This is a genomic window from Erythrobacter sp. S43 (assembly GCF_057364955.1).
Window position 1 is genome coordinate 2,099,747 of the sequence record NZ_CP200285.1, and the last position, 19,962, is coordinate 2,119,708.

The 19,962-nt window shown below is 58.9% G+C and carries 16 protein-coding genes; 9 read left to right on the plus strand and 7 right to left on the minus strand.

The window, feature by feature from the left end; translation table 11 throughout:
* Nucleotides 1-51 precede the first annotated feature (51 nt).
* The 6 genes from AC0V6K_RS10230 (at nt 52) to AC0V6K_RS10255 (ending at nt 4,205) form a co-directional block, all read left to right on the plus strand.
* Nucleotides 52-1,167 (plus strand): hypothetical protein, encoded by a 1,116-nt coding sequence (locus AC0V6K_RS10230; RefSeq protein WP_472621885.1) that lies wholly within the window; start codon nt 52-54, stop codon nt 1,165-1,167.
* The gene (locus AC0V6K_RS10235) at nt 1,134-1,772 is read left to right on the plus strand and encodes a hypothetical protein (RefSeq protein WP_472621887.1); all 639 of its coding nucleotides are present in this window, start codon (nt 1,134-1,136) and stop codon (nt 1,770-1,772) included. The genes AC0V6K_RS10230 and AC0V6K_RS10235 overlap by 34 nt, the downstream gene beginning before the upstream one ends.
* Nucleotides 1,773-1,846: 74 nt before the next feature.
* Nucleotides 1,847-2,149, plus strand: coding sequence for an Asp-tRNA(Asn)/Glu-tRNA(Gln) amidotransferase subunit GatC (gatC, locus tag AC0V6K_RS10240; protein ID WP_472621889.1), 303 nt, complete (start codon nt 1,847-1,849; stop codon nt 2,147-2,149).
* A 15-nt stretch (nt 2,150-2,164) separates the two neighbouring features.
* Entirely contained in the window at nt 2,165-3,646 is a 1,482-nt protein-coding gene (gene gatA, locus AC0V6K_RS10245; protein WP_472621891.1) for an Asp-tRNA(Asn)/Glu-tRNA(Gln) amidotransferase subunit GatA, read from the plus strand.
* The gene (locus AC0V6K_RS10250) at nt 3,643-4,050 is read left to right on the plus strand and encodes a hypothetical protein (RefSeq protein ID WP_472621893.1); all 408 of its coding nucleotides are present in this window, start codon (nt 3,643-3,645) and stop codon (nt 4,048-4,050) included. The genes gatA and AC0V6K_RS10250 overlap by 4 nt, the downstream gene beginning before the upstream one ends.
* Nucleotides 4,050-4,205, plus strand: a complete 156-nt coding sequence (locus AC0V6K_RS10255) for a hypothetical protein (RefSeq protein WP_472621895.1) — start codon at nt 4,050-4,052, stop codon at nt 4,203-4,205. Before AC0V6K_RS10250 ends, AC0V6K_RS10255 begins: the two co-directional genes overlap by 1 nt.
* Nucleotides 4,206-4,226: 21 nt before the next feature.
* Here AC0V6K_RS10255 and AC0V6K_RS10260 read toward each other — a convergent pair whose 3' ends face one another.
* Nucleotides 4,227-5,084, minus strand: coding sequence for a hypothetical protein (locus AC0V6K_RS10260; RefSeq protein ID WP_486172628.1), 858 nt, complete (start codon nt 5,082-5,084; stop codon nt 4,227-4,229).
* A 166-nt stretch (nt 5,085-5,250) separates the two neighbouring features.
* Between AC0V6K_RS10260 and gatB the strand changes: the two genes are divergently transcribed.
* Both gatB and AC0V6K_RS10270 read left to right on the plus strand, forming a co-directional pair.
* Nucleotides 5,251-6,756, plus strand: coding sequence for an Asp-tRNA(Asn)/Glu-tRNA(Gln) amidotransferase subunit GatB (gatB, locus tag AC0V6K_RS10265; RefSeq protein ID WP_472621899.1), 1,506 nt, complete (start codon nt 5,251-5,253; stop codon nt 6,754-6,756).
* 7 nt (nt 6,757-6,763) lie between these two features.
* Nucleotides 6,764-7,768 (plus strand): esterase-like activity of phytase family protein, encoded by a 1,005-nt coding sequence (locus AC0V6K_RS10270; protein WP_472621901.1) that lies wholly within the window; start codon nt 6,764-6,766, stop codon nt 7,766-7,768.
* A 70-nt stretch (nt 7,769-7,838) separates the two neighbouring features.
* Here the strand turns inward: AC0V6K_RS10270 and AC0V6K_RS10275 are convergent, their stop codons facing one another.
* The 6 genes from AC0V6K_RS10275 to AC0V6K_RS10300 all read right to left on the minus strand — a co-directional run bounded on the left by AC0V6K_RS10275 (nt 7,839) and on the right by AC0V6K_RS10300 (nt 16,932).
* On the minus strand, nt 7,839-9,155 hold the full coding sequence (locus AC0V6K_RS10275) for an H-type lectin domain-containing protein (protein WP_472621903.1): 1,317 nt from the start codon (nt 9,153-9,155) through the stop codon (nt 7,839-7,841).
* Between the two features lie 141 nt (nt 9,156-9,296).
* Nucleotides 9,297-10,328, minus strand: coding sequence for a hypothetical protein (locus AC0V6K_RS10280; protein WP_472621905.1), 1,032 nt, complete (start codon nt 10,326-10,328; stop codon nt 9,297-9,299).
* On the minus strand, nt 10,309-10,983 hold the full coding sequence (locus AC0V6K_RS10285; RefSeq protein ID WP_472621907.1) for a hypothetical protein: 675 nt from the start codon (nt 10,981-10,983) through the stop codon (nt 10,309-10,311). Before AC0V6K_RS10285 ends, AC0V6K_RS10280 begins: the two co-directional genes overlap by 20 nt.
* Before the next feature lie 210 nt (nt 10,984-11,193).
* Entirely contained in the window at nt 11,194-11,493 is a 300-nt protein-coding gene (locus tag AC0V6K_RS10290) for a hypothetical protein (protein ID WP_472621909.1), read from the minus strand.
* Between the two features lie 212 nt (nt 11,494-11,705).
* A complete protein-coding gene (locus AC0V6K_RS10295) occupies nt 11,706-14,651 on the minus strand; it encodes a M16 family metallopeptidase (protein ID WP_472621911.1) in 2,946 nt (981 codons plus the stop codon).
* Between the two features lie 85 nt (nt 14,652-14,736).
* Entirely contained in the window at nt 14,737-16,932 is a 2,196-nt protein-coding gene (locus AC0V6K_RS10300) for an acylase (RefSeq protein WP_472621913.1), read from the minus strand.
* A 154-nt stretch (nt 16,933-17,086) separates the two neighbouring features.
* Here AC0V6K_RS10300 and clpB point away from each other — a divergent pair, with 154 nt between their 5' ends.
* Entirely contained in the window at nt 17,087-19,666 is a 2,580-nt protein-coding gene (clpB, locus tag AC0V6K_RS10305) for an ATP-dependent chaperone ClpB (RefSeq protein WP_472621915.1), read from the plus strand.
* Nucleotides 19,667-19,962 lie beyond the last annotated feature (296 nt).

The window sequence follows — 19,962 nt, forward strand, 5'->3', positions numbered from 1 at the left end:
TCAAATCCGTTCACGGTTGATCGCGGCTGCAAAGCTGCGACAATCGGGAGCATGACAGATCAGGCCTTAGAAGAGCCCGCTGGCGACACGCCCAGCATTCTCGAAGATCATCAAAGCGCGCCGCACGAATGGTCCCTTCGACCGTGGATCTGTGCAGGCATTCTGGGCTTCGCCGGATTGTTGGTGCACCTCGTCTCCCACGACGCCGAAGACAGTCCGCTGCGCATGGCGATCACTGCTGCGCTGGTGTTTGGGCCATTGGCGCTGGTGTTCACTTTTGGCGAAGATCGCTGGAAGGCCCCTGCCATTTTCTCCGGCATTGTCGCGCTCGTCATGGCGGGCATTGCATGGCGCGCAACCGACACGGCTGATCGCTACTCCGACGAGCAATTCTGGGTCGCCGCCGGTGTGTTGGCGGTGACGCTGTCGCTCCCGCTGTTTCAGGCGGGCTTTCATCGGCTGCGCTGGGGCACGAGCTACAAGCAAACCCACTTCCATGTCTGGACCGACGCGATCACCGGCGGAGGAGCGTTGGCGTTTACGGGCCTTTCATGGGCGCTCCTGCTGCTGCTTTCTGAGCTATTCGCAACGATTGAGATCAATCTGCTGCGCGATTTGATTGAAACCGACTGGTTCGGATTTGTCTTCACCGGCACGGCGTTCGGCGCGGCGCTGGGCGTGTTGCGCAACCAGTTGAAGATCATCGGCACACTCCAAAATGTTGTGCTGCTTGTGCTCTCGATCCTCGCTGTGCCGCTGGCGATTGCGCTGGTTCTGTTCCTGCTCGCGGTGTTGGTCTCCGGCCTCGATGTGCTGTGGAACGCCACGCGCAGCGCGACGCCGCTGCTGCTTGCGATAGCGGTCGGGTGCTTTGTGCTCGCCAACTCCGTGGTGCGCGACAGCGATGAGGATGCCAGTCAGTCGCAAGTGCTGCGGCTTGCGGGGTTTGTTCTGGCAATCGGGATATTCTGGCTCGCGGTGATGGCCGCGATTTCGATGGGCACCCGCATCGCTCAGCACGGCCTCAGCCCGGAACGCCTCTGGGCGCTCGTCGCGATTGCCGTCGCGGTCGGATATGGCTTTGCCTATCTCATCTCTGCGCTCCGCGGTCGGCGCGACGGGTGGCGCGATTTTTGCGCCAATCGAACCTGCATCTGGCGGTGGTGACATGCGGCGTGGCGTTGGTGCTGGCGCTGCCGATCTTCAATTTCGGCGCAATTTCAGCGAGCAACCAGATCGCACGGCTCGATAGCGGCGCGGTGAGCGCGGAAGACTTCGACTATGCCGCTTTGCGTTGGGACTTTGGCGATGCGGGACGCGCTGCTTTGACTGAGTTGGCGAAGCGCGAAGGCGTGGTAGGCAAGGAGGCACAGGCCGCTTTGGACCAGAAAAACATGCCAAGCCGCTGGCGCGACACATCCCCCGCATCCGAACGGCGCGCAAACATGCGTGTCCAGTCGGACGATCCAGTGTGGGAAAAGCGGATCCGCGATCACTTCGCCGATCTCGACTGGCACTGCAATCAACCCTGCTTTGCGATCGATATGGGCTTCGATCAGGATGGTCTGAGAGGCGTCAAGCTGATCGAAGGCACACGGGTGTCCAACTGGGACATCAATCTGGACGATCCGGAAGAGGGTGTTGCAGCTGATTATGAAGACCCCAAGCGGACCAAAGGCGCTTTGACCAAGGACTCCGAAGTCGAGGTTCGCGAGTGGACCGGACGCCAGATCTACGTCGATGGCGAGCCGATGGGCGATCCCTTCCCATAAGCCTGCGTCAGAACGGGTGTTTTTAGCCCAACATCCGCTTGAAGCCCCTCGCAGGCAGCGCTAACGCGCTCATCATGTCTGTCGATAAAGAAACAGTGGCGAAAATCTCCAAGCTCGCGCGCATCGATATGGGCGATGAAGAGCTTGAGCGGATGGTGCCCGAGCTTAACAACATCCTCAACTGGGTCGAACAGTTGGGCGAAGTGAACGTCGATGGGATCGAGCCGATGAGCGCGGTGATCCCGAACACGTTGCGTCTGCGCGATGACGTGGTTGACGCCGACCCGAAAACGGGAGGTGGCCGCCGCGACGATGTGCTCGCCAATGCGCCTGCTGCAGAGCATGGGTTCTTCGGTGTGCCCAAAGTGATCGAATAGGGCTGATTGAATAGTATGACCGAATTTACCTCTCTCGGTGTCAAAGCCATTCGCGACGGTGTTGCCGGCGGTGACTTCACCGCGCGCGAAGTGGCGGAACACTTCAACGCGGCTGTTGCCGAGGCGGCCAGCCTCAACGCCTTTATCGTCACCACCCCCGATCACGCGCTTGCCGCCGCAGATGCGGTCGATGCCAAGCGCGCGAAGGGTGAAGATCTGGGCAAAATGGGCGGCGTGCCGATTGGCATGAAGGACCTGTTCGCCACTCATGACGTGCAGACCACTGCCGCCAGCCACATCCTTGAAGGGTTCAAGCCGCAATACGAAAGCACCGTGTCGCAGAATCTGTGGGATGCGGGTGCTGGGATGCTGGGCAAGCTGAACCTTGACCAGTTTGCGATGGGTAGCTCGAACGAGACGTCCTATTTCGGCAATGTCGCCTCGCCATGGCGCAAGGATGGCACCAACGCAGCCATGTCGCCCGGTGGATCTTCAGGTGGTTCGTCCAGCGCCGTGGCTGCGCGCATCGCGCCTGCTGCGACCGGCACCGATACCGGCGGCTCGATCCGCCAGCCCGCCGCCTTCACCGGCATTTGCGGGATCAAGCCGACCTATGGCCGCTGCTCGCGTTGGGGCGTTGTCGCCTTCGCCAGCTCGCTCGACCAAGCGGGCCCGATGGCGCGCAGCGTGGAAGATTGCGCGATCATGCTCGAAGCGATGGCCGGTTTCGATCCGAAAGACGCGACCAGCCTGCAGATGGATGTGCCCAATTGGGAAGCTGCGCTGAACGCGGACCTTAAAGGCAAGCGCGTCGGCATCCCCAAAGAATACCGCATGGAAGGCACCTCCGAGGAAATTCTCGCCTCGTGGGAGCAGGGCAAGGCTTGGCTAAAAGATGCGGGTGCAGAGATCGTCGATGTCTCGCTGCCGCACACCAAATACGCGCTGCCCGCCTATTACATCATCGCCCCAGCAGAGGCGTCCTCCAACCTCGCACGCTATGACGGCGTGCGGTATGGATTGCGCGATCTGCCTGAGGGTGCGGGCCTGCAGGACATGTACGCCGCCACCCGCGAAGAGGGCTTTGGCGATGAAGTGAAGCGCCGCATCCTGATCGGCACCTACGTTTTGAGCGCGGGCTTCTATGATGCCTATTACAATCAGGCGCAAAAGGTCCGCGCACTGGTGGCGCGCGATTTCGAGCAGGCTTGGGCTGATTGTGACCTGATCCTGGCCCCGACGACGCCAACAGCCTCCTTCCCGCTAGGCAGCCTAAACGAAGACCCGCTGACGATGTATCTCAACGACGTCTTCGCCGTGCCAGCCTCGCTCGCTGGCCTGCCCGCCATGAGCGTCCCCGCAACGATGACCGCCGACGGCCTGCCGCTTGGCCTGCAATTGGTCGGCAAAGCGTTCGACGAGCAGACAGTGCTCGACGCAGGTCTGGCGATCCAGCAGCGTGCCGGATTCGACCACGCGCCGGAGAAGTGGTGGTGACCCCCTTCGAGATCGGCATTCTGGTGATGGTTTTCGTTGGGGTAGTCATCCCCGCATGGGTCGCCGCATACGCAGCCATCACAGCGGCGCGCAGGCCGCAAACTCCAGAGCCGAACAAGCGCTTCTTTGCTTACGCCGAATTGCTCAAATCGCTGCACGGGCAGATGGATTTCAAGACCCAGAAAGTGATGAACGGCCCGCTGTTCGCGGCAACCGTCCGCGAGCTGGAGAATTACCCGGAATACCGCACCCTGAGCGTGCTGTTTCTGGAAGAGATCAGCATCACAGGCACCAAGAAATTCGATCAGGTGATGCGCGCTGAATTGCAGGCGGTGGAAGCCAACCTGCTCGATAGCGAAGAAGCCCAAAAGCGCAGCACGCGCCACCGTGAGGCGACGCACTGATGCTCGCCGCGACCATCTTCCTGTGCGTGTTCGTGATCCTTGGAGGGGTTGTGATGTATCTCTCCAAGACGATCGACCACGGGGAAGCGCGGTTTGACACAACACAGCACGATGAAACGCGCAAAGACCATGATGATAAGGGCGGCGAGGCATAACCTCGCGTCGACTATGGTGATCTAGTTCTCAGTGATAGCCTTGCCCATTTCTGAAAGGCCATAGTTGCGCACCTCGCGGGCGACAGGGCGTCCTACCAATGTCGCAGCAGCGCTATCGTCTTTCTCGTCGACACTGAACAGCTGTCCGGCCAATGCGATGACGGCGCCACGCACGAATCGTTCGCCCGGTGTCAGTTGTGAACTTGAATTAGCCGTATTGCTGAATCCAAATGGCTGAGACGGAATGCGCTCCACATCCAAACCCGTAGCTGCGGCGAAACGGTATCCGGGAGCAGGTGACCACTTACCCAGATCACGGCCGGCAACTAGATTGGCAATTTTGGGATGCCGCAAGCCCGGCAACCAGCGCGCGCCTGTAGTCCCGTCCCGAACAAAGCCAGCTTCCATGCCCCACATCCCCGGCTTGTCCGAGGCGACCGTTCGCGCGAGCCTAGGATGTCGTGTCCCGGGAACCCACTGTGTGGCGAGAGTAGTCGCATCGGTGATGCGATAGCCGGGATCAGGCAACCAATTGCGCGGTGTGCCAGCTGCATAAACATTGGGATATTGCTCAGACCGCCATCCTGGCTTCCAAACAACGCTAAGCGTTTTTATGTCGTCACTGGCCCAGCCAAACCCGCGATCGGGCGTCCACTGACCAGGAGTATCAGCCGCTGCGATATTTGGCACAGATGGATGACGCGTTCCCTTCAACCAAATGACATCGTAGCTAAGACCGCCTGGATCTTTCCAGGCGAACCCCGGTTTGGGATCGCAATCAAAAGGCCCATCACACACCACATTGTCGCCGCCGCAGGCAGAGAGCGTTAGTGCCGAAAGAGCGATCGTCGACGTTACAATGACTTTGCTTTTTACCACTGTTTCACCCCATTTGTTTGCGCACCATTGTGAAACTGCGTTGCTTAAACGCCATTTGGCGAATCAAGACTTGGTAAATACTATCTAATTTCTACGAAAAGAGGAGAGAAAAATTGATGCCTTTTCGCTCTTTTCAGCGCGCAGACGTCAGCATATTAGGGCAGGTATGAGCAACACATCGACATACCGCATTCAGGGCGCAACGGGCGAATGGGAGGTCGTGATTGGCCTTGAAGTCCACGCGCAGGTGACGAGCAATTCCAAGCTTTTCAGCGGCGCTTCGACCGCGTTTGGCGCCGAGCCGAACTCCCAGGTCAGCCTTGTCGATGCGGCGATGCCGGGGATGCTGCCTGTCCCGAACCAAGAGTGCATCCGTCAGGCCGTGCGCACTGGCATGGCGATTGAAGCGCAGATCAACAAATGGTCGCGCTTTGACCGGAAGAACTACTTCTACGCCGATCTGCCGCAGGGCTATCAAATCAGCCAGCTGTATCACCCGCTGGTGGGTGAGGGCTCGCTGCTGATCGAGGCGGACGAAAAGACCGGTATTCCCGAAGACAAGACCATCGGCATCGAGCGCATTCACGTCGAGCAGGATGCGGGTAAGCTGATGCACGATCAGCATCCGACCATGTCCTATGTCGATCTGAACCGCAGCGGCGTTGCGCTGATGGAGATTGTCTCCATGCCAGATATGCGTTCGCCCGCCGAAGCTGGGGCCTATGTGCGCAAGCTGCGCAGCATTCTGCGCTATGTCGGTTCGTGCGACGGGAACATGGAAGAAGGCTCGATGCGCGCGGACGTGAACGTCTCTGTGCGCAAACCGGGCGAGGAATTCGGCACGCGGACCGAGACGAAGAACGTCAACTCGGTGCGCTTCGTCATGCAGGTGATCGAATACGAAGCGAACCGTCAGGTTGATGTGATCGAAAGCGGCGGGACGGTCGATCAGGAAACGCGCCTGTTCGATCCGGGCACAGGCACCACGCGCACCATGCGCAGCAAGGAAGACGCGCATGACTATCGCTACTTCCCCGATCCCGATCTGCTGCCGCTGGTGCTGGAGGATGACTTCCTTGAGGACTGCCGCGCCAGCCTGCCCGAACTGCCCGATGCCAAGCGGGTGCGGTATGAAACTGAGCTGGGTCTGACGCCGTACAACGCGCGCGAACTGACCGCCGAGGTCGAGACCTTCGCGCGGTTTGAAACGCTGCTCACCGCTGCTGCGAGCGCCATCGGCAAGAGCGAAGCCAAGGTCGCCACTCAGGTCGCCAACTGGGCGCTCTCTGTGGCTCCGGGTGTGATCAAGTCGCTGGGCGATGAAGCCGATGCGAGCCACGCCACCGCTGAACGTCAGGCTGCGATCCTCAAGATGCAGGATGCGGGTGAGATCTCTGGCGGTCAGGCCAAGGAAATCTTCGAATTCGTCCTGAAAGGCGAGGGTGAACCCGAAGCGATCGCCGAGGATAAGGGCCTCAAACAAGTCAGCGACACCGGCGCGATCGAAGCCGCGATCGACGACATCCTCGCCAACAACGAGGACAAGGTCGAACAATATCGTGGCGGCAAGGATAAGCTGTTCGGCTTCTTCGTCGGCCAGACGATGAAGGCGATGCAGGGCAAGGCGAACCCGCAGGTGGTCAACCAGATCCTGAAAGACAAACTCGGCTGACATGGGGATGGCGCGCACAACCCGCGCCACAACGGTGGCGATTGCGCTGGCCGCTTTGGCCTTTGGAATCGCGATGCTCGCCCACAGCGCCGAGCAGTTCGACACCGATATCGTCCAAGTCCCGCTCGACGAGAGTGACCCAGAGCGCACGCGCGTGGGCGATCTGGTTTACATGGGCGGGATCAACATTCCGCCGATGGGCAAGAATATTGGCGGGCTCTCGGGCCTGCGCTGGGACGCGGAAAGCGGGCGGCTTCTGGCGATCACTGATGATGCACGCTGGGTTTGGATGACCCCGACCGAGGAGGACGAGCGCCTCGTTGGGCTTGGCGGGGTGGACGTTGGCCCGCTGCTTGGAATGAATGGCGAGCCCCTGACGGGTAAAGCACAAGGTGACTCCGAAAGCCTCACACGCAGTGCGGAGGGTGGTTGGTTGGTCGGCTTCGAACGCGATCACCGTATCTGGCGCTATCCGGAACTGACAGGGAAACCCAAGACGACAATCTTCGAACCGGAACTCCATCTGGGAGACATGGAAGCTAACAGTGGGGTTGAAGGGATGGCAGGAGATGAGCGTGCGCTGTTTGTTTGTGCCGAGCGCATGGCCACCGAGGACAATCCAAATTGCCATGTGATCACGCTCGCCGGTGCGGCTGACGAAAGCGGTATGCCTGTGGTTCCGCCAAAGACAATCGCAAGACTAGGCGGACTGCCTACCGATCTCGACATTCTGTTGACCAAGGACGCGAAGGGCAGCGGAGAGGGCCTTTACGTTCTTTTCCGGAGCTGGTCGCGCAGTGATGGGAATGGCGCGGCCATTGTCAGGTTTGGAGCCAACATGAAGCGCTATGAGCTTGCCACGTTCCGTCCTCCGCTATCCGTCGACAACTTTGAAGGCCTTGCTGTACGCCAGAAAGGCGAGCGCACCTTCCTATACATCGTCAGCGACGACAACTTCTCATCGAACCAACGCACGCTGCTGATGAAGTTCGAGGTTTTGCCGGAAGGGTGACTTGGCGAAGGCCAGCCTGCTGGTTCTGAACCACATCCTCCAAGATGGGCTGGGCCTGCTTTATCTGCGGTTAGCCGACGGTGCAGCTGTAAGTGAGCGTTGTGGACTCACCCACCAAAAGATTGCCCAAAGCAATGCCTGACCCCGTCAGGTCCGCGATGGTAAAGCTGCCCACAGGTTGCCCCGCGCCTGTGATGGTTACCGGATTGGCTGGAGGGCAGGTTAGCCCTGCGCCCGGCACATCGCTTACCAGAGCGCCATTCACAGATAACGGGCCATTGTTTGTGACCGTGAGTGTGTAAGTCGTCGTTGATCCAAACGTGACAGTGTCGCCCGTTTGATCGACTTCACCATTCGCACCAGGAGTGTTGGTCTTTGTGATCGTAAGGTCAACAAGGCGAAGAAGCACAGCGTGGAACGGACGTGAGAACGAGAGAATGGATGCCTGTTCTGCATTGGCAACGGGAACACTGCGTTCGTTGTCCTGGTCACGGTCCTCGTCAACGCGCAAGGTGATGTTCGAGCTGTTGAGCGCACAATAACGGAACCAGCCGCCATCGGGGTTGTTGCGCGATATCTTCTTGGCGACGGCAACCACTGTCGTGCTGGTCTGCCCCAGACTGTTGGAGAAGCAGCCGTCATCCCACCCTCGCACATTGGCACTCGTATTGACCGAACTCCACGTGACAGTGTTTGAGGCTATGTCGGTCAAAGTTCCCGAAGCGCCGGCGGGAAAGGCGATCCAACCAATGGTTTCTGCACTGGGAAACGGACCGCTGTTCGCTTGGCTCCGTTCCAATGCAATCTGGAACCCGGCACCGCTTATCGACTGTACGATAGAGGTTATGTGCGGCCGTGATGGACCATTGGCGGGGTTATTGGTTTCGCTGTTAGCGGTCAGAATCTGATGCAGGACCGTAGCGCCCGGTCCAATCGGTCCAATGAAGCTTACGGGTTGCCAGCTTGCAGTGCCTCCCGTGAAGCCCGAACCGAACTGGGTCGCTGATGTTGTGACAAAGCCAGCCTCAATCACGGTGCCATCGGGCAATGTATGGCGCCCTGGCTCTAGCGCGATGTATCGGATGGTCATCGGTATGTGGCGGCCATCCCAGTTGTCTGGCTCTATGGCCAGCTCGTCAAACCCGGTTGTGGTGACATTGGTAATTCTGATCGTCGCTGAGTTATTGCCCTGTGTTGAAGCGATAGCGACAACAATGGGAGGCACGTCAAACGGTTGCTGGAAGTTTACCGTTGCTGGCGCTCGGCTTCCGTTGATTGTGTCATGGGAGGTAAATGTTCCCGCCTCCAGCCGAGCCGCTGCAAGCTGCGTCGCCCACAATGAAGCGACAAGCAGCCAAGCAACAACACTACACGTAGCGCGAAGCATACCTATGGCCCAAACATAACCTACGTACAGTTACTTAGGGTAGGGCCAGGGTAAGGGTCGCGCAAGAATCGCGATGTAACTCGTTGCCGAGAGAATAGACTGGCGGGAGGATTGCGTGAGCGGCCCTCCCGCCAAGTCGAGTTAGTTCCGAATAGTCTGCACCGCGACAAAGGCTTTCAGACGCTGGTCGCCATCTTTGGCATAGAGCACTGGGCCTTTCTCATCGCGCAGCAATTGCGGGCCGGAGAAGTTGCCACCGGTCGCGCGTTTGCGCTTCTTCTTGTTGGTCGCGTCTTTCAGTCCGGCTTTATCGAGCGAAAGCACTGCCGGCATCACCTCGCCCGCGCGGGCAATGGCCATTTCGAGCGCCTGTTTTGCCAAAGCGCCGTCATTCGCCGCCCAGATCGCCACGTTCTCTTCCGGCACAAAGGTCGGTCTGCGTAGCTTTACGAGGCTGATGAGCTGCTGCCGATATTTCGGCGCTTCGGCTCGTGGGCCGCCCATCTCAATGTCGATTATGACCTGAATGTTGGTGAAGTCGGCAGAGGTTTGATAGCGCCAGCTGGTGATCGCAACTTCGCGAGAGCCGGAGTTTGCGGCAACAAATTCCTTCGCCAATCGGTTGCGCTCCTTGTTCCAGTTGAGCGCGCCGACCGTGTCATTAGCTTCATTGCCGACATAGCCGATTTCGAAGGTCATGCTGACCGTGGAATCGCCGCGGGAAGCGACTTCATTCGCGGTCGTCAACGCCATCGAAGTGCCAGACAGCAGTTGCGGCGAGGGCGCCGCGAACCAGCTAGCCTCGGACAGCGCTTGCTCCATGGCAGACAACACCAGTGGATTGGCATCAAACCCGGCCATGACGTCTTTCAACGGTTTGGCGAAGTTAAACGCCTTGGCCGCCGCGTTCTGCGCCATCTTTTCCGGACGACGATCAATCAGGGCGCCGATCAAACCGCCTTCATTGGGAACGATGCGCCCTAATTCAATGCTGGTCGCCAGCTCTTCTTGGGGAACGATGACTGCGATCGGGCGAGTAGGCTCTGACACCCGGTCTTCCACTTCAATGTAGCGTTCCGTCTGCGCGAGGGCAGGTTGGACGCTGCATGCAGCGAGAAGACCGAGCGCCAGACGAAACGCCTGCCGGCTGCGCTTACTTGAAACGCTTGGCATATTCTTGGAAGTTTTCAATGAACGCACGCTGGAGATCGGCATCCGCCTTCGGACGATCTTCAACCGTTTTTGGCGGGAAGTGCTTGATGCCATTGCCGCCGCGACCTTTGATCATCTTCGTCTTTTCCTTGCCACCGCGGAAATCCTTGAAGATGAAACGGTTGTTGAGCGAACGGCCATAGATCATCTTCTTTTGATAGAGGTTCTGCGTCACGATCAGCTCGGCATAGCAATCCTCTGTGCTCTCGCTCAGGCGGGTCTTTGCCTTGGTCGTGATATCGCGGTCGGCGATGGGAACTTCAAAGATCACCTCGGTGCCAGCGGGCAATCCGACTTCCGCGGGCAGATCGATTGTCTTGAAAGCTTCGACCTGAAAACGCGGGCTCAAGGCTTCGCGCATATACTCGGCGTTGGTCATGTTCTTGCCGCTGTTGATTGCCTGGTTGATCAGGCCCGGGCCGAGCAATCCGAAGTTCTGCGCCTGACCTTCGATGGTTGGCCAGACGTGAAGCGAACAGGTCGGTTCTGCGGCTTCAGCGGTTGCTGCAGCAGCTTCGGCTGCCATCTCGGCTGCTGCTTCGGCGGCATCCTGCGCAGAAGCGGATGCGGTCGTCGCAAGCGCTGCGGCAAAACCGACAGTGGTCAAAAATTTCATGGTGCGTCCCTTAAGCAAGTGTGCAAACAACGCGGCGGGAAGAACCTGCGCCTTTGCGATCGTCCAATGTGTTCGTGACCACGTCACGCTTCCCTCAACCCTCTAGAAACAAGTGATAACATGAAACAGGATAGCGTCCAGTCTGGGCCAACAAAAAAGGCCGCCAGAGCGTGAACTCCGACGGCCTTTTTTGTTCGGTAAGCGGTTCGCTTAAGCGCGGGTGCCCGAGAACGGCATCGCACCAAATGCGCCAGCATTGACGTTGCCGGTCAGCGTGTCGCCATCAACCGTCGCTTCGCATTCGAGCGTCATCGGCATCGGGACAGTCATGTTCATTTTCCAGGTGATGGTGTTGCCGTCGACTTTGCCGTCTTCGACGTCCATCGAACCCATGCCGCCGGCCATGTTGCCGCCGAAGGTGCCGTCGCCATTGTCTTCAACGGTGAAGGTGCCGCTCTGGTCGCCCATCGGGCTTTTGACGGTGGTGTTGTAAGTACCTGCTACAGACATCTCATACTCCTTAGTCACGTGTTCCGCCCGTATTATGAAGGCGGGTTTATCGAGCGGGACAGGGCCTCTCGCCCTCGAAACTCGTGATGCTTGTTTACACGCCTGTCAGTGGTGTTCAAGGCGGATTCCAGCCTTCCGTTACGGCACATATGAAAAGGGCAAAGGTGGCTTTGACGCGCACCTTCGCCCCCTTCGATTGGTTAGTAAGAAGATCAGTCTTCTGCCGGCATCTCGCGCACTTCGACCGGAAGGCCGACTGTGTCGAGCTGTTCCTTCACCTTGCTGGCATCGCCCACAACCACCCAGACGAAGTTCTCCGTTTTGAGCGCGGCGCGGGCTGCGGCATCAAGGCTTTCCTTGGTCTGAGCCTGATATTTCGGGACCAGCTTTTCATAGTGATCGTCAGCCAGACCGTAATTGGCGATGCGCTGCATCGCGCCAAGCACCGAGCCTGAGGTTTCGAAGCGACCCGGCAGTTCGCCGACTTCCGATGCGACGTTGCGCGCCAGCTCTTCATCGGTGACACCGTTTGTGGAGAGGAATTCGCTCACTTCGCGGATCATCTCTTTCACCGAGTCGCCGGTGCGGTCGGCCTGAACGCCGCCCGACACGGCATAGACAACCGCGTTCTCGCGCGCTTGCGGTCCGCCGCGAACGCCGTACGACCAGCCTTTGGTCTCGCGCAGGTTCATGTTGAGGCGTGCGAGGAAGTTGCCGCCCAGCGAGTTGTTGGCGTTGGTGAAGTCGATGTAATTGTCATCGCTTGCATCCAGACCGGTCAGCTGCGCACCGACGATGACGCTTTGCGGGCTGTTCGGGCGGTTGATCAGGATGATGCGATTGCCCGCAGATGCCTGACCGTCCGTGGCAAAGCTCTTGCTGCCTTTGGCAGCCGCAGGCGCGCTCCACTCACCGAACACATTGTTGAGCGACGCGACGACTTCACCCATCGGCTTGTCAGAGATCACAAAGACCTCGCCGTTGTCCGGGCGGATCCAACTGTCTTTGAAGCCGAACAAGTCGTCACGGGTGATCGAGGTCACACTCGCCACTGTGGCGGAGCCGCCATACGGGTGATTGGCGCCGAAGATTTCCGGTGCGATCGCACGGCCAGCGAGACCCTGCGGCGATTTCATCTGCTGTTTGATGCCGGTCACCGTCTGGGTGCGAACGCGCTCCAGATCACTTTCATTGAATGCCGGTTTGCGCACGATATCGCTGAGCAGTTCAAGCGAAGGCGTCAGGTTCGATGAAAGCGCCGACAGCGTGAAGGTCGAACGGTCTGAACCGCCACCCGTGCTGATCGAGAGACCGAGCTTCTCGCGCGCCTCGGCGATTTGCTGGCTGCTCATGTCGGCTGTGCCTTCGTCGAACAGAGCCATGGTCAGATCTTCCAGACCACGTTTGCTTTCCGGATCGGCCGCGCTTCCCGCATTGAACGAGAGTGTCACGTAAGTCGCAGGCACTGCATCACGCATGGCGTAAGTCAGCTTCATGCCGTTGGCGAGTGTGGTGCGTTGCAGGTCTGGGAAATCGAGCGCTGCAAGCGTGTCGATCGCTGGGGCAGGGCGCTCCAGCGAAACGGTCAATGTGTTGTCAGCGGGCGCTGCATCTTCGGCTGCGCCTTCTGCTGCGACGCTGGCCGCTTCTTCATAAGTGCTGTCGCGCTCGCCTGGTTCGAGAACCAGAGTGAAGCTCGGCTTGGTCATCCACTTTTCCATCGCTGCCTTCACGTCAGCCGGAGTCAGTGTTGCGAGAGTGTCGAGCTGCGTTTTGAAAAAGCCTGGATCGCCAGCAAGCACTTCGCCGCGCGCAAGGGCAACCGCCTTGCCACCAAAGCCGCCGACCTGCTCTAGGCCGCGAATAGTGCCCGCCAGCTGGCTTGTGGCTGCGCGCTTTACTTCCTCGGCGGTCGGGCCGGTTCTGATGAATTCCGCTACCAATTCGTCGAGACGCTTTTCAAGCGCCGCCAGATCGCCGCCCGGCTTCAATGTGGCGCTGACACCCATAATGCCTACGCGCTGGAAATCGGCGTTGAACGCGCCCACACCGACAGCCGACTGTTCGTCGCGCACCAGCACTTCATCAAGACGCGAAGAGGCGAGGCCGCCAAGAATACTGGTGCCGATGTTCAACGCGGCCAATTCCGCACTCGTGATGCCTGGAGCAGGCCAGTACTTGGTGATGGTCGTCGCAGCGACCTGATCCTTCATCACCGTGCGCTTGTTTTCTGTTAGCGTCGGGATTTCGGCGGCGGCCGGTGTGTTGACCGGACCGCGCGCGATTGGGCCGAACCACTTTTCCATTAGCGGCTTGGCTTCTTCGGCCGAGATATCGCCCGCCAGCACCACAGTCGCGTTGTTGGGGCCGTATTTGTCTCGGAACCAGTTGCGCACATCTTCCATGCTGGCGCTGTCGAGGTCAGCCATCGAACCGATCACCGAGTGGCCATAGGGGTGGCCTTCAGGGAACATCTTGTCGAGGATCTCATAGAAGACGAGGCCGCCGGGTTGGTTGTCACCCTGACGCTTCTCGTTCTGGACAACGCCGCGCTGGTTATCGAGCTTTTCCTGCGTCACCGCGCCGAGGAGATAGCCCATACGGTCGCTCTCCAACCACAGAGCGCGTTCGAGCGCGGGGCGGGGCACCGTCTGGAAGTAGTTGGTGCGGTCAAAGTTGGTGGTGCCATTGTAATCGGTCGCGCCCATTTCCTGCAGATACTTGAAGTAATCCGCAGGGGCGTTTTCAGAGCCGTTGAACATCAGGTGCTCGAACAGGTGGGCAAAGCCGGTCTTGCCTTCGGGCTCATCCTTGGAGCCGACATTGTACCAGACCGCAACGCCGACGATCGGGGCCTTGCGGTCCTCATGCACGACAACGGTCAGGCCGTTTTCCAGCTGGAATTCGTCAAAGGGTATTTCGACCTGCGCAACGAGATCAGCGAGATCGCCGGTTTCCGCACTGGTGCCATCCACTTCAGACATCGGCACTTTGACATCGGCTGCGCGCGGGTTGGTTTTCTCAACGCCGGGAAGCGGCTGCACCACTGGAATGCTGACAAAGCGGATTTCCTGCGCCTGAGCGGCGGTAGGGGCGGCAAGCGCTGCGCCCATTGCGGCGAGGCTGATGGCGGCAAAACGGCCGGTGCGAAAGCTCATGCGAAGTCTCCAGTGGCTATAACGAACGTGTCCCGCATCGTGCGGGTTCGGCCGATGCGACGCAAGGCAAATGATTGTGCGCAATTTAGCGCTTGTTTGTAACGATGTAACGCCGCTTGGCGTTAGCCATCACGTCGTCGCGCCAAAAGTAAACTGGCTTCAACTTCTTCTCGACAAACAACTGCATCTGGTCGGTGTAGTGCGGGCTGTCTGGCCGCGTGATGGCTGACCCAAAAGGCTGGATAGAGCGTGACGAGACCCGTTTGCCTCGCACCCATTCGACCCACTGGATGAAGCTGTCACCGTGGACCAAGGACGCACGTCCATCATCGTGGAATTCCCACGTTGTGGCTGCACGCAAAGTATCCGAACCACCATCCAGCGGCAGGTCAACATCACCCTGACGCAACCGGATCAGTTCCGATGCGGGCGGATCAAGACGCCCGAAATGCGTCATCAAGTGATCGGCGGCCTCAGACAGCTTCTCCGCAATATCGGGGTAGCCTTTGTTCTGGTATTCCGCCGACATGTAATCGCGGATCATCAGATAGGCGATGGCATCAGCGGAACCATTGTTATCGGCGTTGAAATCCCACGACAGCAACAGGTCACGCGCTTCGGCGAGTTGCCCTTCGCCTTCGAGCGCTTCGAGGTCACTGAACAGCTTCTCGATATAGTTCACCCGCTCATAGCCGGTGTCATACTTGATGCGTTCCAGCGTCTCCCGGTCGAGCGAACCTGCTTCGCTGAGCAGCTTGTAAGCGCGGGCCGAACGGTTGGTCTGCTTGCGCTCTACGCCCAGCACCGGCGAGAAATCGGTCGGGGCCAAATCGCTGCCTTCGCCCGCAGCGGTGAAGGGCTCATTGTTCGAGTTGTACAGCCACCCGCTCGCCGGATTGATGAGCTTGGGGATCTCGCCATATTCGACCGCGCCATTCCAGATCAGATCGCTGCGGGAACCATCCAGAATGCCGCGCCAGTTTGCTTTCACATCTTCGGGCCGGTCGGGGATCGCAGCGTTATAGACATAGGCGATGTTGCCCGCTTCATCGGCATAGATGAAGTTGGTGGACGGGATCGCGAGCCGACCGATCTGCTCCTGCCATTCTTCCAAATTGGTGGTCTTGTTCAGACGATAATAGGCATCGAGCTGTTCCACGCTGTCCATCCCGCCATAGCGGACCGCGAAGTAGCCATTGTCATTCTGGATGACAGGTCCATGCTCGCTGCGAAGAACCTCGCGGCTGATGGGCAGGGTGATCGGGCCCAGCTTGACCGGAAGAGTTACCGTCTTGCGCGAAAGGTCCTTCCATTCACCATCAAGTTTGTACTGGGTGCCCGCTTCATTGACCTCCAGTTCATAGACATCGGCCATGTCGGGTCGGTTGACCGTGTTGGTCCAGCCCAGATTGCGATTGTGACCAAGGAACGGGAAGGGTGAACCGGGGAAATTGGCGCCGGTAAAGTGCCATCCGTCCTCGCTTTCTACGCTGAATTCGTACCATGCGACACCGCCACGCAGCGGCTGGTGCGAGTTCGAAATCAGAGTGGTCGGCCCGCCTGATTTTTCGGGTGTGACCGCAAAGGCGTTCGAGCCGAGAAGCGCTGCATCTTCTCCCATTGGCAGCGGATGCAGCAGGTTGGCCTGATCTTCCTTCTTCTCCGGCTTAACAGAGCCATCGCGCGGGAAGCCGGGAATATCCTCGCCAAATTCGCGTGGCAGCGGATCACCCGCCACAAGCGGCCCGATGACATTGCCGAGGCCATAGAAGAACGGCTGACGCAACACGAAGCCGGCGGCAACGTCCTCCCCGTTCACGGGAAACAAACTGCCGAGCTTCACCTCATCCGCGTTGTCAGCCGCATATTGGTTGAGGCCAGCGGCATAGGCGTTAAACAGAGCGCGCGTGTCAGCGGGTAGCTTGGGATACTCACGCTCCGCCGTGCCGCGCGCATCGAGCAGGTGATAGACATAATCAAACGTGGCCCCGTCCTGCCCCGCGATTGCTCCATATCGGCCCCGCGACATGGCGATCACATCTTGCAGAGTGAAGAAATCATCTTCGGCATGGGCGATCGCCACACCGAATGCGACATCCGGATCGGTCTTACCGTAGATATGAGGCACGCCAAATTCATCGCGGACAATCTCGGCGCTATATTCCTTGGTGTCTGGCGCAACGCCGGTTTTCGCGAAGAACGGTTCCCATGATGCCAAACCCACAAATGCCGCGATCACCGCAATCACCAGCGCAAACGCGCCGCGCTTCACCCACTTCATCAGATGTCTCTCCAGAACTCTCTTGACCGCGATCAATGCCCAGAGGGCGAAGACTTGGCAAGTTTGCCTTGGATGGGGATGCCCCTTGGCATTTAGGCTTGCCGAACCCACCTAGTCGAGTAACACACCTATTCACGCATTTATGGGGTCACGCATGAATCTCGAAAAATTCACCGACCGGGCCAAAGGGTTCCTGCAAAGCGCACAGACGGTTGCGATCCGCATGAACCACCAGCGGATTACACCGGTGCACTTGCTCAAAGCGCTGCTTGAGGATGAAGAAGGCATGGCTGCCGGATTGATCCAGCGCGCGGGCGGCGAGGCGGCTTTGGCTGTGAGTGCGGTGGATGCTGGGCTTGGCAAGATCCCGGTCGTTACAGGAGGCGGAGCGCAGGATACGCCGGGCCTCGATAACGACACGGTCCGCGTTCTGGATCAGGCAGAGACGCTCGCCGAGAAAGCGGGCGATTCTTATGTGACCGTCGAGATGATGTTGGTGGCCTTGTCACTCGCATCGGGCGTGGCGGGCGATGCTATGAAGGCGGCAAGCGTGACGCCGCAGGCATTGAACTCTGCGATCGATCAGCTTCGCGGTGGCCGAAAGGCTGACAGCGCAGGCGCCGAGAGCGCATATGATGCGATGGAGAAATTCGCCCGCGATCTGACGCAGGCAGCGCGTGACGGCAAACTCGATCCGGTGATTGGCCGTGATGAGGAAATCCGCCGCACTGTGCAGATCCTCGCTCGGCGGACCAAGAACAACCCCGCAATCATCGGCGAGCCCGGAACGGGTAAGACCGCGATTGCGGAAGGATTGGCGCTGCGCATTGCCAATGGCGATGTACCGGACAGTCTGAAAGGCCGCACACTGATGAGCCTCGACATGGGCGCTCTGATTGCGGGCGCGAAGTATCGCGGCGAATTTGAAGAGCGCCTTAAGTCGATCCTCGATGAAGTGCGCCATGCAGATGGCAACATCATCCTGTTCATTGACGAGATGCACACGCTGATCGGGGCAGGGGCGAGCGAAGGCTCTATGGATGCGTCCAACCTCCTAAAGCCGGCTCTATCGCGCGGCGAGCTGCACTGTATTGGTGCGACCACGCTCGATGAGTACCAAAAGTATGTTGAGAAAGACCCTGCGCTGCAGCGACGCTTCCAGCCAGTCTATATCGAAGAGCCGAGCGTAGAGGACACGATTAGTATCCTGCGCGGGATCAAGGACAAGTACGAGCTGCACCACGGTGTGCGCATTACCGATGGCAGCATCGTTGCCGCCGCGCGCTTGTCTGACCGCTACATCCAGAACCGCTTCCTGCCCGATAAGGCCATCGACCTGATGGATGAAGCGGCTTCGCGCATCCGGATGGAAGTGGAATCGAAGCCGGAAGAGATCGATGAACTCGACCGCCGTATCATCCAGCTCAAGATCGAAGAATCGGCGCTCGCCAAAGAGGATGACAAGGCTTCCAAAGAACGCCTGACCGCATTGCGCGAAGAGCTGGCGAACCTTGAACAGGAGAGCGCCGAACTCACCACTCGCTGGCAGAACGAGCGCGACAAGATCGAAGCCGAGGGTAAGATCAAGGAAGAGCTCGATGCTGCCCGGCTGGAATTGGAACAGGCGCAGCGTGAAGGCGATCTCGCCAAGGCGGGCGAGCTTTCATACGGCACCATTCCCGCGCTCGAGAAGCAGCTCGCCGCTGCTGAGGAGCTGAGCGACGATGCTTTGCTGCGCGAGGAAGTGACCGAAGAGGACATAGCTGGCGTGGTTTCACGTTGGACCGGCATTCCCATCGACAAAATGATGGAAGGCGAGCGCGAGAAGCTGCTTCAAATGGAAGAGCTGCTCTCCAAACGCGTCATTGGCCAAAAGCCTGCGATCGAAGCGGTGTCAAAAGCCGTGCGCCGCGCACGTGCTGGATTGCAGGACCCGGGCCGTCCGCTCGGCAGCTTCCTGTTCCTGGGCCCAACGGGCGTTGGTAAAACTGAACTGACTAAAGCGCTGGCTGAATTCCTGTTCGACGATGATCAGGCAATGGTACGCATCGATATGTCGGAGTTCATGGAGAAGCACTCGGTCGCCCGCTTGATCGGCGCACCTCCGGGATATGTCGGCTATGACGAAGGCGGCGTGCTGACCGAAAGCGTGCGGCGTCGTCCGTATCAGGTGGTGCTGTTCGACGAGGTCGAGAAGGCACACACCGATGTGTTTAATGTGCTGCTCCAGGTGCTCGACGATGGCCGTCTGACCGACGGTCAAGGGCGCATCGTGGATTTCTCCAACACGCTCATTATCCTCACCTCAAACCTTGGTAGCCAGCACCTCGCCAACCTGCCGGATGATGGCAAAGTTGCCGATGTAGAGAATCAGGTGATGGATGTTGTCCGCGGACATTTCCGGCCTGAATTTCTTAACCGTCTGGACGAAATCATCCTGTTCCACCGTCTGGCGATGGAGCACATGGCGCCGATTGTCGCGATCCAAGTGAAGCGGGTTCAAAAGCTGTTGAACGATCGCAACATCACGCTCGATCTGTCCGAAGCGGCTCTGCGCTGGCTGGGCAGGGTTGGTTACGATCCGGTCTATGGCGCACGGCCCTTAAAGCGGGCGGTGCAGCGGTACCTTCAAGATCCGCTGGCTGAGAAGCTCCTCGAAGGAACAGTCTCCGATGGGGCAACGCTCAAGATTGAGGAAGGCGACGGTGAGCTGATCATTGAAGTCGCGACATGACCATCTCTTGAGTCCGATTCTTAATGATTCGCGCCGCCCAATTTGGCGGCGCGGTCATTTATTGCGCAGCAGACGCGATCCTTATTCTTTTTCGATAGCGGCTGGCGGTGCATATTTCTCAAGCAAAAAACCGCATGTGGGATTCACGCAACACTAGGGTGAAAAGTCCCCCATTCCAGCCCGCTTTCCTGAACGCCGCATTTACATCGACACTGCCTCGTTGCAGAGAAACGTTACCACAGGGGTTTGCCGCGCAATCATTAGGGGTGCCCGGGGTTATGCAAAGCAATTTGTAA

Coding starts and splice junctions, on each gene's coding strand:
- AC0V6K_RS10290 (WP_472621909.1), bottom strand. CDS start 11,493: ATGTCTGTAGCAGGTACTTACAACACCACCGTCAAAAGCCCGATGGGC.
- AC0V6K_RS10230 (WP_472621885.1), top strand. CDS start 52: ATGACAGATCAGGCCTTAGAAGAGCCCGCTGGCGACACGCCCAGCATT.
- AC0V6K_RS10300 (WP_472621913.1), bottom strand. CDS start 16,932: ATGAAGTGGGTGAAGCGCGGCGCGTTTGCGCTGGTGATTGCGGTGATC.
- AC0V6K_RS10275 (WP_472621903.1), bottom strand. CDS start 9,155: ATGCTTCGCGCTACGTGTAGTGTTGTTGCTTGGCTGCTTGTCGCTTCA.
- AC0V6K_RS10280 (WP_472621905.1), bottom strand. CDS start 10,328: ATGCCAAGCGTTTCAAGTAAGCGCAGCCGGCAGGCGTTTCGTCTGGCG.
- gatA (WP_472621891.1), top strand. CDS start 2,165: ATGACCGAATTTACCTCTCTCGGTGTCAAAGCCATTCGCGACGGTGTT.
- AC0V6K_RS10285 (WP_472621907.1), bottom strand. CDS start 10,983: ATGAAATTTTTGACCACTGTCGGTTTTGCCGCAGCGCTTGCGACGACC.
- AC0V6K_RS10255 (WP_472621895.1), top strand. CDS start 4,050: ATGCTCGCCGCGACCATCTTCCTGTGCGTGTTCGTGATCCTTGGAGGG.
- AC0V6K_RS10270 (WP_472621901.1), top strand. CDS start 6,764: ATGGCGCGCACAACCCGCGCCACAACGGTGGCGATTGCGCTGGCCGCT.
- gatB (WP_472621899.1), top strand. CDS start 5,251: ATGAGCAACACATCGACATACCGCATTCAGGGCGCAACGGGCGAATGG.
- gatC (WP_472621889.1), top strand. CDS start 1,847: ATGTCTGTCGATAAAGAAACAGTGGCGAAAATCTCCAAGCTCGCGCGC.
- AC0V6K_RS10295 (WP_472621911.1), bottom strand. CDS start 14,651: ATGAGCTTTCGCACCGGCCGTTTTGCCGCCATCAGCCTCGCCGCAATG.
- clpB (WP_472621915.1), top strand. CDS start 17,087: ATGAATCTCGAAAAATTCACCGACCGGGCCAAAGGGTTCCTGCAAAGC.